The sequence below is a fragment of the Xanthomonas sp. NCPPB 4467 genome, from assembly GCF_041475665.2.
GTDB classification, from domain to species: domain Bacteria; phylum Pseudomonadota; class Gammaproteobacteria; order Xanthomonadales; family Xanthomonadaceae; genus Xanthomonas; species Xanthomonas dyei.
Map to the genome: position 1 here is coordinate 2,371,029 of NZ_CM191260.1, position 14,562 is coordinate 2,385,590.

9 protein-coding genes are annotated in these 14,562 nt (G+C 65.7%); 5 read left to right on the plus strand and 4 right to left on the minus strand.

All coding sequences use genetic code 11. The features are described from left to right. Positions 1-308: 308 nt before the first annotated feature. Complete coding sequence (locus ACCQ06_RS10455) at positions 309-2,264, minus strand: PhoX family protein (RefSeq protein WP_316692281.1); 1,956 nt, start codon at positions 2,262-2,264, stop codon at positions 309-311. Between the two features lie 435 nt (positions 2,265-2,699). On the opposite strand from ACCQ06_RS10455, the gene ACCQ06_RS10460 reads away from it, so the two are divergent. Together ACCQ06_RS10460 and ACCQ06_RS10465 are read left to right on the plus strand one after the other, a co-directional pair. Next, positions 2,700-5,312, plus strand: coding sequence for a glycoside hydrolase family 3 protein (locus ACCQ06_RS10460; protein ID WP_316692283.1), 2,613 nt, complete (start codon positions 2,700-2,702; stop codon positions 5,310-5,312). Positions 5,313-5,571: 259 nt separating this feature from the next. Next, the gene (locus ACCQ06_RS10465; protein ID WP_228325352.1) at positions 5,572-7,134 is read left to right on the plus strand and encodes a sodium/sugar symporter; all 1,563 of its coding nucleotides are present in this window, start codon (positions 5,572-5,574) and stop codon (positions 7,132-7,134) included. 206 nt (positions 7,135-7,340) lie between these two features. On the opposite strand, the gene ACCQ06_RS10470 is transcribed toward ACCQ06_RS10465, so the two are convergent. Continuing rightward, positions 7,341-9,194: a putative bifunctional diguanylate cyclase/phosphodiesterase gene (locus ACCQ06_RS10470; RefSeq protein WP_316692286.1), complete on the minus strand. Its 1,854-nt coding sequence runs from the start codon at positions 9,192-9,194 to the stop codon at positions 7,341-7,343. Between the two features lie 426 nt (positions 9,195-9,620). Here ACCQ06_RS10470 and ACCQ06_RS10475 point away from each other — a divergent pair, with 426 nt between their 5' ends. Further along, positions 9,621-10,613: a glycoside hydrolase family 5 protein gene (locus tag ACCQ06_RS10475; protein ID WP_316692288.1), complete on the plus strand. Its 993-nt coding sequence runs from the start codon at positions 9,621-9,623 to the stop codon at positions 10,611-10,613. A 55-nt stretch (positions 10,614-10,668) separates the two neighbouring features. Here the strand turns inward: ACCQ06_RS10475 and ACCQ06_RS10480 are convergent, their stop codons facing one another. Together ACCQ06_RS10480 and ACCQ06_RS10485 are read right to left on the minus strand one after the other, a co-directional pair. Next, positions 10,669-11,235: a response regulator transcription factor gene (locus ACCQ06_RS10480; RefSeq protein ID WP_104617351.1), complete on the minus strand. Its 567-nt coding sequence runs from the start codon at positions 11,233-11,235 to the stop codon at positions 10,669-10,671. Continuing rightward, positions 11,232-12,458: an ATP-binding protein gene (locus ACCQ06_RS10485; RefSeq protein WP_104617350.1), complete on the minus strand. Its 1,227-nt coding sequence runs from the start codon at positions 12,456-12,458 to the stop codon at positions 11,232-11,234. The genes ACCQ06_RS10480 and ACCQ06_RS10485 overlap by 4 nt, the downstream gene beginning before the upstream one ends. 120 nt (positions 12,459-12,578) lie before the next feature. Here ACCQ06_RS10485 and ispG point away from each other — a divergent pair, with 120 nt between their 5' ends. After that, positions 12,579-13,844, plus strand: a complete 1,266-nt coding sequence (gene ispG, locus ACCQ06_RS10490; RefSeq protein WP_228325355.1) for a flavodoxin-dependent (E)-4-hydroxy-3-methylbut-2-enyl-diphosphate synthase — start codon at positions 12,579-12,581, stop codon at positions 13,842-13,844. Then, positions 13,825-14,523 (plus strand): phosphatase PAP2 family protein, encoded by a 699-nt coding sequence (locus ACCQ06_RS10495; protein WP_104617348.1) that lies wholly within the window; start codon positions 13,825-13,827, stop codon positions 14,521-14,523. Before ispG ends, ACCQ06_RS10495 begins: the two co-directional genes overlap by 20 nt. Positions 14,524-14,562: the final 39 nt, after the last annotated feature.

Genomic DNA, 14,562 nt, shown 5'->3' on the forward strand with positions numbered 1-14,562 from the left:
ACGTTGTGTCAGTCGCTCAACATCTGTGCCGCAGGCAGGCCGCGATTGCACAGACGGGCGCCGATCTCCGAGCCTCGACAGGCATCGGTGTGTTAGAACAAACGCGTTGCCGAATTGCAGAAATGCAGGTTGCCGAATTGCAAAAATACAGATGGATCGGATTCGACGCACTACGTTGTCCGCATGAGATAGCCGCACACCAGCGCGCCCTCGCGCAAGCGTCCGTCGTCCATCGCATAGTTGAAACGACAGAAAGACGACGCCGCTCGCAGCGCTTTGCCAGCACTGCGAGCGACGACAACTTGCGTTTACGCCTTGCTCAATTGCACCGCCACCGGGTCTCCGGTGAGATACCCCACTGCAGCGCCAAAGCGGTTCTTGTAATTGGCGCGCACCAGCGGGTCCAGGGTGGCCTTGACGGTGTCGTGCAGCGGGGTTTCCCAATCGCCGGGGTGCTGGAAGTTGCTCATCACGTAGGTCCAGCCGTGGATCTGGTCGACCGCATGCAGCCCGGTGGATTCGGCCCCGGCCGGCACCGACAGCACGCGTGTCAGCGCGCCGCTGTCCACGTTGTAGGCCCACAGGAAGTTATTGACGTGCAGGCTGCTGTCTTCGCCGATGAACAAGGTGCGCAGCGCTTCGGAGAACTTGAGATTGTCCGGGTTGGCGAGGCGTTCCGGGTCGGCGAGATTGCCCAGCGTGTCGGCGCTGGCCAGGTCATGGCCGGTGAGCGCGGCCGGGGCGGCCATGTCGATCGGCACCCAGTCGCTGTGGATCGCCGCACCGTGGCTGTCGCGCTGGCCGCCACGTAGATTCAATGCGTACACCGCGCCGGATTCCGGGCCTTGCACCTTCACGTCGCCCGAGCCGTTGAGCATGCTGGTGACGATGTAGGACATCGCCATGTAAGCGACCTTGTCGTGTGCATTGACGGTAGTGCCTTCGAGTTTGGTAAAGCCCAGACTGCCGCCGGCCAATGCCGCGTAGCGGTGGGTTTCCAGATACGTGGCGGCCTTTTCCATGCCGGGCTTGATGCGGATCCAGTTGAAGGTGCCGTTGAACGGGATCTTGGTGAAGCTGGCATCGCCCGGGTCGCTCAGGTGCACGTCGAGAATGTCGTCGGCGGTGAGGCGGTCGGCCATCGCCTGGATCTCGGCGCTGGTGGCGTGACCCAACTTGATCCAGCTCAGCGTGGCCGCACCCGGGCCGATGCCAGAGGTCTGGTGCCACTTGCCGACATACAAGGTGCCGGCCGATAGATCCGCCTTGCGGTCGGCGATGAACATGAAAAGCCCGCCGTTGGTGGCGTCGTCGCCCATCAGCACGGTGCGTTGGTCGGGCATCACCTGCACCAGTTCGTGCGAGATGCGGCCCAGGCAGTAGTGCTTGCGCACGCTCCCGGTGCCGTCCGGATGCACGGTGATTTCGGGAAGGTGGCCGTAGTGATACGGGTTGGCCTTGTTCGGGTCGCCATACAGATGCGTGCTGTAGCTGCGGAACTGGGTATTGCCGGCCAGTGCGGTGGCGTCGGGCTCGTACTCTTCGCTGGACAGATGGGTATTCCACGGCGACAGGCTGGCGCCGCAGGTGGTCCATAGCCCGTGCACCGGCGCGGTGTCGACGTTGTGGTACTTCACCAGCGACAGCTTGCCGGTGGCCGGATCCTGGTCCAGCGTCAGCACCGCGATCGGCGCGGGCAGATGGCGGTTGGTGTCGTTGCCGGCCTGGTCGCGGGTGGTGTATTCGAACTGCACCACCGCAAACACGTGATTGCCCTTGACCCCGGGCACCTTGGCATCGGGCAGGGTCAGCAGCGACGAGCCGTCCGGGCAGTCGGAAAAGAACGGGCGCTCGGCACCGGGCTTGGAGCGGTCGATGATGGGCCGGTGCTGGATGTCGTAATAGCCGCCAGCCAGCACGGTGCCGCCCTTGCCGTCGGGCACCTGATCGCCGGTGACGAAGAACGGGTGGTAGGCCAATGCATAGCGCTGGGTGCTGCCGTCGCTGCGGGCCACGGTCAGCGACGAGCCCACCGTGGTGGTGGCCATCGCGGCCGGGTTGGCCAGGCTGGGCGCAGGCATGCCGTGGAAGGTGGCCGAGACCAGGCGGGTGGGGGTTTCCGACGGCCGTAACGGACGCGCGGCCATGGCGGCACCGCCAAGTTGCTGAAGCGCGGCGGCGCTGGCGCTGCCGAGCGGCAACAGGGGAACGGCCGCCAGCAGTTGCATGAGGCGGCGACGGGAGGGGTCGGGGGAGGCGGACATCGGAACTCCAGGCAAAGACAACGATCAACGATGGGCAACGGCGCATCGGCAAGCGAGTCACGCTAGGCCCGCAATATGACAGTTGTTTGACGGCGAGCTCACCCGTTGGCGTCGGTTCGGATGCCGCGCGAAAAGCGGACGCGACCGGTCCGCTACGCGGCGTGGCGCCTGCGCAGTGCGGTCCGAGTCTGGTGGTGCGATGCAGCAAAGTGCGAGATAGGCCAAGGCCAAGCGGCGCGCTGGATTTGGCGATTTTCCGTGGTTTGACAGGTGCTGTCGGTATTCCAAGGCTATAGCCCCGGCCAATAAGTGGGCCGTCATTCGGCATACGGGCGAGCGTGGTTGACAGGGTAGGGGAATCACGCAAGCGTACGCCGCCTAATGGCCTGCGGCGCAACGCATCGCCGTGGGAGAACCACCCTGGAGACCCGGATCTTGGACAAGCTGCTTCGCCGTACCGCCGCGCCCGTCGCGCGCCGCGCCCTTTCTCTGGCTACCGCTGCGGCGGTGCTGATGCTGGCCGCCTGCCAAGGCAAGGACGCCACCGCCGAGGCCAGCAAGACCGCGCCGGCCGCGGCGCCTGCCGAGGCATCCACCACCATCCATCCGGATCAGTGGCCGTCGCCGAAGTGGCCGTTTGCGCAGGATGCGGCGTTGGAGCAGCGCGTCACCGACGTGATGGCCAAGATGAGCGTGGAAGAGAAGGTCGCCCAGACCATCCAGGGCGACATCGCCAGCCTGACCCCGGACGATGTGCGCAAGTACCGCCTCGGCTCGGTGCTGGCCGGCGGCAACTCCGATCCCGGCGGTAAGTACAACGCCAGCCCGGCCGAATGGCTGAAGCTGGCCGACGCCTTTTATGAGGCGTCGATGGACACCTCCAAGGGCGGCAACGCGATTCCGATCATCTTCGGCATCGATGCGGTGCACGGCCAGAGCAACATCGTCGGCGCCACGCTGTTCCCGCACAACATCGGCTTAGGGGCCACGCGCAATCCGGAGCTGATCAAGAAAATTGGCGAAGTGACCGCCGCCGAAACCCGTGTCACCGGCATGGAGTGGACCTTCGCGCCCACCGTCGCGGTGCCGCAGGACGACCGCTGGGGCCGCAGTTACGAAGGCTATTCCGAGTCGCCGGATGTGGTGGCCAGCTTCGCCGGCAAGATGGTCGAGGGCGTGCAGGGCACCCCGGGCACCCCGCAGTTTCTGGACGCCAGCCACGTGATTTCGTCGGTGAAGCATTTCGTCGGCGACGGCGGCACCACCGACGGCAAGGACCAGGGCGACACCAAGGTGTCCGAAGCCACCATGCGCGACATCCACGCCGCCGGTTATCCGCCGGCGATTGCGGCCGGCGCGCAGACGGTGATGGCCTCCTTCAACAGCTTCAATGGCGAAAAGATGCACGGCAACAAGGTCATGCTGACCGACGTGCTGAAGGGTCGCATGAACTTCGGTGGGTTCGTGGTTGGCGACTGGAACGGCCAGGGCCAGGTCAAGGGCTGCACCAACGAAAACTGCCCGGCCTCGTTCATTGCCGGCGTCGACATGGCGATGGCTGCCGACAGCTGGAAGGGCATCTACGACACCGAACTGGCGGCAGTGAAGTCCGGCCAGATTTCGGCCGAGCGCCTGGACGATGCGGTGCGCCGCATCCTGCGCGTCAAGCTGCGCCTGGGCCTGTTCGAAGCCGGCAAGCCGTCCAAGCGCCCGCTCGGCGGCAAGTACGAATTGCTGGGCGCGCCGGAACATCGCGCCATCGCCCGTCAGGCGGTGCGCGAGTCGCTGGTGCTGCTGAAGAACCAGGCCGGCATCCTGCCGCTGGATCCGAAGAAGCGTGTGCTGGTGGTCGGCGATGGCGCCAACGACATGGGCAAGCAGTCCGGTGGTTGGACGCTGAACTGGCAGGGCACCGGCACCAAGCGCAGCGACTACCCCAACGGCAACACCATCTGGGAAGGTCTGGACAAGCAGATCAAGGCCGCCGGCGGCACCGCCGAGCTGGCCGTGGATGGCGCCTACAAGACCAAGCCGGACGTGGCGGTGGTGGTGTTCGGCGAAAACCCGTACGCCGAATTCCAGGGCGACATCGCCACGTTGCTGTACAAGCCGGGCGACGACAGCGAGCTGGCCTTGCTGAAGAAGTTCAAGGCCGAAGGCATTCCGGTGGTGGCGGTGTTCCTGAGCGGCCGTCCGCTGTGGATGAACCAGTACATCAACGTGGCCGATGCCTTCGTCGCTGCATGGCTGCCGGGTTCGGAAGGCGAGGGCATTGCCGACGTACTGCTGCGCAAGGCCGATGGCAGCGTGCAGAACGACTTCAAGGGCAAGCTTAGCTTCTCCTGGCCCAAGACCGCGGTGCAGTTCGCCAACAACGTGGGCCAGAAGGATTACGACCCGCAGTTCAAGTTCGGTTTCGGTCTGACCTACGCCGACAAGGGCGACCTGGCTGCACTGCCGGAAGACTCCGGCGTGTCCGGCGAGCAGTCGGTGGGCGGGGTGTATTTCGTGCGCGGCAAGCCGGCGCTCGGCATTGCGATGCAGCTGTCCAACGCGGGCCAGGCCAACATGCCGGCGACCACGCTGCCGGTGGGCCTGTCCGACGGCAGCCTGAAGATGAGCGCGGTCGACCACAAGGCGCAGGAAGACGCACGGCGTTTGGTGTGGTCCGGTGCCAAGACCGCCAGCGTGCTGCTGGTGTCCGGCAAGCCGGTGGATGTCTCGCGTGAGAGCAACGGCGATGTGCAGCTGCAGCTGACCGTGCGCCGCGACAGCGCGGTAACCGCGCCGGTGTGGTTGGGTGTGGGTTGCGGCGACAAGTGCGGCGGTCGCGTCGATGCGCAGAAGACCCTGGCCACACTGCCGCAAGGCCAGTGGAAGGTGGTCGGAATCCCGCTCAAGTGCTTTGCCAAGGCAGGTGCCGACGTCACCAAACTGACTCAGGTCGCCAGCATCGAAAGCGGTGCGGCACTGGATCTGGCGGTGTCGAAGATCGCGCTGGGCGCCCTCAACGAAGCCGACGTCGCGGTGGACTGCGCGGTCAAGTAATCCCCATGCCCGGAGGCACGCTTCCGGGCACGGTGCAGGTCAAGCGAAACAGGTGCGTCGCCGCTCCCGGCGACGTCTCAAAGCGGCCACCGATCGCGGTGGTGTCATCAGCCGCCGCGGGGGCGGTGTTGTCGATCGGCCGGGATGGCCTGCAGACGCGGTTCGCCGCGCTGCCATTGCGCACCTGGTGCGCGGCGGCGGCAGTGTGCAGCCCTGCCTGATCGTCGGCGCATACCCCAGAGCCAGACAGGAGAGTGCAGTGGGTTTGGCGACGTTGGATATCGTGATTGTGCTGGTCTATCTGACCGGCATCTTCGTGCTCGCGCAGTGGGTGTCGCGCGAGAAGGCAGGCCACAGCAAGAGCGCCGAGGATTACTTCCTGGCCAGCAAGTCGTTGCCGTGGTGGGCGATCGGCGCCTCGCTGATTGCTGCGAATATTTCTGCCGAACAGATCATCGGCATGGCCGGCTCCGGCTATGCGATCGGCTTGGCGATTGCGTCCTACGAATGGATGGCGGCGTTGACGCTGCTGATCGTCGGCAAGTTCTTCCTGCCGATCTTCCTGCGCAACGGCATCTACACCATGCCGCAGTTCCTGGAACAGCGTTACGGCAAGTGGATCCGTACGCTGATGGCGGTGTTCTGGCTGCTGCTGTACGTGTTCGTCAACCTCACCTCGATCCTGTGGCTGGGCTCGATCGCGGTCAGCCAGGTTACCGGCATGGACCAGACCCTGGCGCTGACGCTGATCGGCGTGTTTGCGCTGGTCTACCAGCTGTATGGCGGGCTGAAGGCGGTGGCGCTGACCGATATCGTGCAAGTCACGCTGCTGGTGCTGGGCGGGCTGCTGGTGGCCGGGCTGACGCTGGCGCGGATCGGCGATGGCGCCGGCGTGCTGGCTGGCTTCAAGCACTTGTGGAATGCGCACCCCGAGCACTTCCACATGATCCTGACCAAGGACAACCCGTTCTACAAGGATCTGCCGGGCCTGAGCGTGCTGCTCGGCGGGCTGTGGGTGATGAACATCAGCTACTGGGGCTTCAACCAGTACATCATCCAGCGCGCGCTGGCCGCCAAGAACATCGGCGAAGCGCAGAAGGGCATGGTGTTCGCGGCGTTTTTGAAGCTGTTGATGCCGCTGGTGATCGTGGTGCCGGGCATTGCCGCGGTGGTGCTGGCGCCGGATCTGGCCAAGCCCGATCAGGCGTACCCCACCATGATGCAGTTGCTGCCGACCGGCATCCTGGGTCTGGTGTTTGCGGCGTTGGTGGCGGCGATCGTGGCGTCGCTGGCATCGAAGATCAACTCGGTGGCGACCATCTTTACCCTGGATTTCTACGCCAAGTTCCGCCCGCAGACCGAGCAGAAGCAGCTGGTGCGCGTGGGCCGGATCGTGGCCGCAGTGTCGGTGCTGATCGGCATCCTCACCGCGCGGCCGTTGCTGGGCAACTTCGATCAGGGCTTTCAGTTCATCCAGGAATTCACCGGCTTCTTTACGCCCGGTGTGGTGGTGATCTTCATGCTCGGCCTGTTCTGGAAACGCGCCAACGAAGCCGGCGCGTTGACTGCGGCGATCGGCTCGGTGGTGCTGTCGTTCGCGCTGAAATTCGCCTGGCCGGAACTGCCGTTCATGGACCGCATCGGCGTGGTGTTCCTGGCCGCACTGGTGCTGGCGGTGGTGGTGTCGTTGATGACCGCGCCCACGCAGGCGCGCGACCTGATCCGTACCGACGATGTGGCCTACGGCACCACGCTGGGCTTCAAGGTCGGCGCAGTCGGCGTGATCGCGATCCTGATCGTGCTGTACACGGTGTTCTGGTAAGTCAGGGCGTTTTTATGCAGTTGCCGACGCATCGTCTGTCGGCTGCTCCAGGGCTGAAAAACAACGCGGCGCGACACTTCGGTGTCGCGCCGCGTTGCGTTATGGCGTTCGTCGCTGGCGTAGCAAGCCGCGACAGTCACGTTGCTTGCAGGGCGAGCGGCTGCGTAGCGGCAGCGCGCGATGGTGCAGGCATCGGGTGCGCGTGCTTACACCCGCGCCGCAGCTAGGCTTGCTGCAAGCAACGTTGCCGGCGCGTTGAATTGCGTGTGCCACGGCGTCTGTAGCCAGGTTTCCAGTGCGGCGGCCGGCATCGGCTTGGCGATCCAGTAACCCTGGCCTTCGTCGCAGCCCCACGCGCGCAACTGCGCATACGCCTCGGCCGACTCGATGCCTTCGGCCACCACGCGCTGGCCCAGGCTGTGGCCGAGCTGGATCATCGCCGGCACCAGGGTGCGGTCGGTGCGGTTGTCCGGCAGTGAGCGGATGAAGGATTGATCGATCTTCAGCGAGCTGGCCGGCAGCTGCTTGAGATAGCTGAAATTGCTGTAGCCGGTGCCGAAATCGTCGATGGCGATGTGCACGCCCAACGCGGCCACATCGGCCAGCTGTTCGGCCAGATGATCGGGGTGGCGGATCATCGCGCTTTCGGTGAATTCGATTTCCAGCCGGCGCGGGTCGAGCTTGTGACGTTCCAGCCCGCGTCGCAGCATGCCGGCAAAGCCGGGGCGGTCCAGATCGCCCGCCGACACATTCAAGGCCAGGTTGAAGTCCAGGCCCTGCTGCTGCCAGCGCGCGGCCTGGGCGATGCCGTTATCGATGACCCAGGCGGTGATGCGGTTGATCAGCGCGGTCTTTTCGGCCATCGGTATGAAGTCCGATGGCATCACCGGGCCGATCATCGGGTGTTGCCAGCGCAGCAGCGCTTCCACCGCCACACAGCGGTTGTCGTTCAAGTCCACGCGCGGCTGGTAGTGCAGGCGCAGCTGGCTGGCGCTGTCCAGCGCGGCGGGCAGGGCGGCAAGCAGGCGAAAGGTGTTGCGCTGCGCCACGTCGTGCTTGCGCTCGTACAGGCTCCACACCTGGCAGCGTTCGCGGGAGATGTCCACTGCGGTGGTGAGCGAGCGGATGGTGTCGGAAGCGCCGTAGCTGGTCTGCAGCGACACCGCGCCGATCGAGGCCACCGCGGTGTGCGGAATGCCCTGGTGATCCAGCGGTTCGGTAAATGCCTTGGAGACCTTGTTGCACAGGCCGGACAGGCGCTGGGTTTCGGCCTGGGTGAGGAAGCCGAAGGTGGTCGGGTCCAGCCGATACAGCAGCGTGTTGGCGGGCAGATAGGCGGCCAGGCGACGTTGCGCCAGCGCGACATACCCGTCGGCGTAGTCCCAGCCCAGCGCCTTGACCATGTCGCGGAAATAGTCGCTGCCGCAGATGTCCACCGCCACCGCAGTGGTGGCCGGTGCGGTATCGCGGTGCGACAGCCAGGCATCCAGATCTTCGCCGAAGCGCGCACGATTCGGCAGCCCGGTCGGCCCGTCGCGATAGGTGGTGCTGCGCAGGTTTTCCACCCGCAGCACGGCCAGGTCGCGCAACCCTTGCAGGCGCGTCATTGCCTCCGCATCCAGGCCTTCGCGTGGGCTGGTGCCGATCACGCACAGGGTGCCGATGCGGTGACCGTCCTTCAATTGCAAGGGTGCCCCCGCATAGAAGCGGATGAAGGGCGGGCCCAGCACCAGTGGGTTGTCGCAAAAGCGCGGATCCAGCGTTGCATCCGGTACCACCATCACCTCGTCCGAGCGGATCGCGTGCGCGCAGAACGCCTGGTCGCGGGGGGTTTCCGTTGCCTCCAGGCCCACGCGCGCCTTGAACCACTGGCGATGTTCGTCCACCAGCGACACCAGCGCGATCTCCGCGCCCAGGCTGCTCGCAGCCATCGCGGCAATGGTTTCGAACACCGGGTCCGGTGGCGAATCCAGCAGGCACAGGCCGCGTAAAACGGCCAGACGGGTGGCTTCGTCGGACATGGGAGGCGTTTGGGTATCGGGGGCGGGCTGCGATTGCATGTGGCTCTATCGGCCTCGGCCGTATCCACTTGACGTGGTCGCGCTGGGGTATTCAGCTGCCAGCAGCGCAATCGCATGTTGCAGCGCGAAGTACCGAGCGCGCGTGGGATGGCTGCGGTGCATACGGCAGGTGCGGTTTTCGCGCTGCAACACCGCAGTGCGCAATGTCACGCATCGCGTGCGCGTTGCGCTGTCAGGCTGAGCGCGCTTTCCCCCAAACATCGCACGACGCTTAAACGCACGGAAGTTAACGTTACCAGCGCGCCGGCACGTGGTCTGCGCGCTCGGTCTGCATCCGGCAATTTTTTCGGATCTGTGAACCAGCCGCAGATTGCGCCCGCCCGCCATCGGCACGGTGGGGCGCACGTGGGCCGGGCATGCGATTGCGTGCCGGCGTGCCCGCGCTACCCACTCCTGGAGCCGATCATGAAGATCTTCAATCGTCTGGCGCAGCGCGCAGTGCTGCTGATCGCCGGTCTGGCGCTGGCCTCGGCCGCGCATGCCGGCCTGTCCGTGTCCGGTACGCAGTTGCGAGAGACCAATGGCAACCCCCTGGTCTTGCGCGGCATCAATCTGCCGCATGCCTGGTTTGCCGATCGCACCGACGCGGCGCTGGCGCAGATTGCCGCCACCGGTGCCAACAGCGTGCGCGTGGTGCTCAGCACCGGCCACCGCTGGAACCGCACGCCGGAGGCGGAGGTGGCGCGCATCATCGCGCGCTGCAAGGCCCTGGGCCTGATCGCCGTGCTGGAAGTGCACGACACCACCGGCTACGGCGAAGACGGCGCGGCAGGCACCCTGGCCGATGCCGCCAACTACTGGACCAGCGTGCGCGGCGCGCTGGTGGGGCAGGAGGATTACGTCATCATCAACATCGGCAACGAACCGTTCGGCAACCAGTTGAGTGCCAGCGAATGGGTCAACGGCCATGCGCGTGCGATCGCCACGCTGCGCAACGCCGGCCTCACCCACGCGTTGATGGTGGACGCCCCCAACTGGGGCCAGGACTGGCAGTTCTACATGCGCGACAATGCTGCGGCGTTGCTGGCGCGCGACAGCCGCCGCAATCTGGTCTTCAGCGTGCACATGTACGAAGTGTTCGGCAACGACGCCACGGTGGACAGTTATCTGCGTGCGTTTCGCAGCAATGGGCTGGCGTTAGTGGTCGGCGAATTCGGCGCCGACCATCGCGGCGCGCAGGTCGATGAAGCGGCGATCATGCGCCGCGCGCGCGAGTACAGCGTCGGCTACATGGGCTGGTCGTGGTCGGGCAACGACAGCAGCACACAATCGCTGGACATCGTGCTGGGCTGGGACCCGGCGCGGCTCAGCAACTGGGGACGCGCGCTGATTCAGGGCCCCGACGGCATCCGTGCGACCTCGCGCAGGGCGAGCATCTTTGCGCCACGGCGGCGCTAAGCGCAACGCACCGGCGCACGCCTGCGCGCAGCCTGGGCGCCCATCAGCGCTCAGCTCAGCGTAACGGTCCCGGGCTGGGCCGCTTGGTCAGCTTGCGCTGCAGCGAGCGCCGATGCATGCCCAGCAAGCGTGCGGCAGCGGAGACGTTGCCGCCGGTTTCGTGCAGCGCCTGCTGAATGTGTTCCCACTGCAGGCGGCTGAGCGGAGTCATCATTTCCTGCGCGGTTTCTTCTTCGTCCGGCTCGGGCAGGTCGTCGTCTTCTTCGCCCAGCGCCCGCATGATGGTGGGGATATTGGCTGGCTTGGGCAGGTAGTCGTCGGCGCCGAGTTTGATCGCCTCCACTGCGGTGGCGATGCTGGCGTAGCCGGTCACCAACAGGATGCGCATGTCGGCGCGAATCTCGCGCAGCGGCTGGATCAGGCTCAGGCCGGAATCGTGGCCGAGCTTGAGATCGACCAGCGCAAAATCCGGCAACGCGCTGCGCGCAATCGACAGCGCGCTTGCCGCATCGGTGGCGGTCAGGGTTTCCACGCCGCGTCGCGCCAGGCTGCGTTGCAAGGTGCGCAGGTACAAGGTGTCGTCGTCGACCAACAGGCCGGTGCGGATCGGAGTGCTTGTCATGCCAAGGCCTCGTGTTCGGAAAGCGGCAGGCGGAAACCGACGCGGGCGCCGCTGCCTTCGGCTGGCAGCATCCACAACTCGCCCTGCAGGCGCTCGACGGTGGCATGCGACAGCGCCAGGCCAACGCCCATGCCGTCGTGCTTGCCGCTGTTGAACAAGGTACCCGGCAACATGGCTTGCGCGGTGTCGAAGCCGGGGCCGTAGTCGCGGACTTCGCCGCTGAGGTGGTCGTGTTCCACCCGTAAGGTCAGATCGATCTGCGGGCGCCCGGCGCGTTCGCCGGCGTCGGCGGCGTTGTTGAGCAGCACCATCAGCAGATGGCTGACGCCGGGCTGCAGCATCAGCCGCATCGGTGCGTCTTCATTGCGGCGTAGCTCGATGGTGGGGCGGACCAGCCGCCATTGCTCCAGCACCTCCTGCACCGCCACTTCGCGGCTCAAGTGGCCATTATCGGCCGGCGCCGCCAGCGCCAGCACGCGCTCGTGGCACTGCACCAGCAGCTCGCGCAAGGTGTCCAGATCTTCGCGCAGCTCGTTCTGATCGCACTGGTCGGCGATGTCGTCCACCAACAGCGTCATCGTGGCCAGCGGCGTGTTGAGTTCGTGCGCCACCGACGCCGCATGCGTTGCCAGCGCCACGATGCCCTCATTACGGGCGAAGCGCTCGCGCAGGGTGGAGATTTCCCGTTCGCGTTCGCGCATCGACAACGCCAGCCGGGTGGCGAAGGCCAGCACCACCACCGTGGACAGCAGGAAGTTGGCCGCCATGCCCCACATATGCAGGCTGAGCGGGTCGAAGCTGCCGTACGGCAACGGCAGGCCGAACGCGGCGCTGACCACATAGCCGGTCACGCACGACGCCGCCACGGCCATCGCCCAGCTCAGCGGCAGGGCCAGCGCGGCCAGCGCGATCAACACCAGGAACAACGAGCCGAACGGGTTGGCGATGCCGCCGCTCCAGCCCACCATCCAGGTCAGCACCGTCACATCGACCAGGATGTGGCCGAACTCGGTGGCCGGGCTCACCGCGCCGCGATGCGCCACGCGCAGCTGCGCATACAGGTTGAAGATCGCCAGCGCAGCGACGCCTGCCCATAGCGGTTGTTGCGGCAGGCGCAAGCCCATCAGGCCGGAGGCGACCAGGATGGTGGCGGCCTGGCCGGCGGTGGCGAGCCAGCGCAGGCTGCACAGGGTCCTTAGGAAGGAAGCGTCGGAGCTGTTCATCTCGGCAATGCTATGCGCTCAGGGACCTGATGGCCTGCGACAAACCGTCGCATCGGCCGGGATGGCGGCCCGCACGACGCTTCAGCTGTGAGCGGACGGCGGACAGGCTAAAATAGCGCCATGTATGACGCCGTGACCCGCCCAACCCCTCCCGCCGACGCCACCGCCTGGCCGCGCCGCATCACCCAGGCCGTCAAGATCGGCAGCGTAATCGTGGGCGGCGGCCATCCGGTGGTCGTCCAGTCGATGACCAACACCGATACCGCCGACATCGCCGGTAGCGTCAAACAGGTGTCCGAACTGTGGCGCGCCGGCTCGGAGATGGTGCGTCTGACCGTCAACAACGCCGAGTCCGCCGCCGCCATCCCGCGCATCGTCGACAAGCTGCGCATGATGGGGATCGAAGTGCCGCTGATCGGCGACTTCCATTACAACGGCCATCAGCTGCTTGCCGCCGAGCCGGCCTGTGCCGAAGCGTTGGCCAAGTACCGCATCAATCCGGGCAACGTCGGGTTCGGCAAGAAAAAGGATCTGCAATTCGCGCAGCTGATCGAATTCGCGATCAAGTACGACAAGCCGGTGCGCATCGGCGCCAACTGGGGCTCGCTGGATCAGTCGCTGGCCGCGCAGCTGATGGACGAAAATTCCAAGCGCGACACGCCGTGGGATGCCAGCCGCGTGTTGCGTGAGGCGCTGATCCGTTCTGCGGTGGATTCGGCCGAGCGTGCGGTGGAGCTGGGCTTGTCGCGCGAGCGCATTATCTTGTCGGCCAAGGTGTCCGGCGTGCAGGAGCTGATCGCGGTGTATCGCGACATGGCCGCGCGCTGCGATTTCGCGCTGCACCTAGGCCTGACCGAGGCCGGCATCGGCAGCAAGGGCATCGTCGCCTCGGCTGCGGCCTTGAGCGTGCTGCTGCAGGAAGGCATCGGCGACACCATCCGCATTTCGTTGACGCCGGAGCCGGGCCAGTCGCGCACCCAGGAAGTGGTGGTGGCGCAGGAGCTGCTGCAGACCACCGGCCAACGCGCGTTCACCCCGATGGTCACCGCGTGCCCGGGCTGCGGCCGTACCACCTCCGAGTTCTTCCAGGAGCTGGCCGGCGTGGTGCAGAACCATGTACGCGCCAAGATGCCGGAGTGGAAGATTTCTAACCCCGGCGCCGAGAACATGACCCTTGCGGTGATGGGCTGCGTGGTCAACGGCCCGGGCGAATCGCGCCACGCCAATATCGGCATCTCGTTGCCGGGCACTGGCGAAGCGCCATCGGCGCCGGTGTTCATCGATGGCGAAAAAAGCGTCACCTTGCGTGGCGAAAACATCGCGTATGAGTTCATCGATCTGATCGATCAGTACGTCGAACGCACCTATGTCCGCCGCGCCGGCTGAATCGCCGGCCGGTTTCAGCGCGTGGTTGCGCAACAATGCATGGCGGATGGCGCTGCTGTTTGCCGGCGTCCTGCTGCCGCTGGGGTTGTTCGTCGACCTGGCCGATGAAGTGCATGAGCTGGAAAACTTCTATTTCGACGAGCCCTTGCTGTGGAGCATGCGCAGCATCGCCACGCCCGGGCTGGATACGTTTTTTGGCGTGATTTCCAAGGTGGGTTATCAATACGGCGTGATCCCGATCGATATCGCGATCGTGCTGGTACTGCTGGTGCTACGGCGCTGGCGCGAGGGCACTTTTGCGGCGCTGGGATTTGCTGGTTCGGCGTTGTTGAACATGGGCGCCAAGCAGTTCTTTCAACGCGATCGGCCCAGCCTGTGGGAGTCGATCGCGCCGGAAAGCACGTTCAGTTTCCCCAGTGGCCACGCGATGGGCTCGATGACGCTTGCCGCAGTGATCGTCGCGCTGGCATGGCGCACGCGCTGGCGTTGGCCGGTCACCATCGCCGCCAGTCTGTTCGCCGCGTTGGTGGGTATTTCGCGCATCTATCTGGGCGTGCATTACCCCTCCGACATCCTCGGCGGTTGGTCGGCTGCACTGGTCTGGGTGGTGGGGCTGTATCTGGTGATGTTCCGCGGCACGCGGCGCCCGCATTGGCGTCGTCCGGTCGTGTCGGGCTAAGCGAGGGTAACCGGGCGACTGCGTAATCGGCAGGCATGT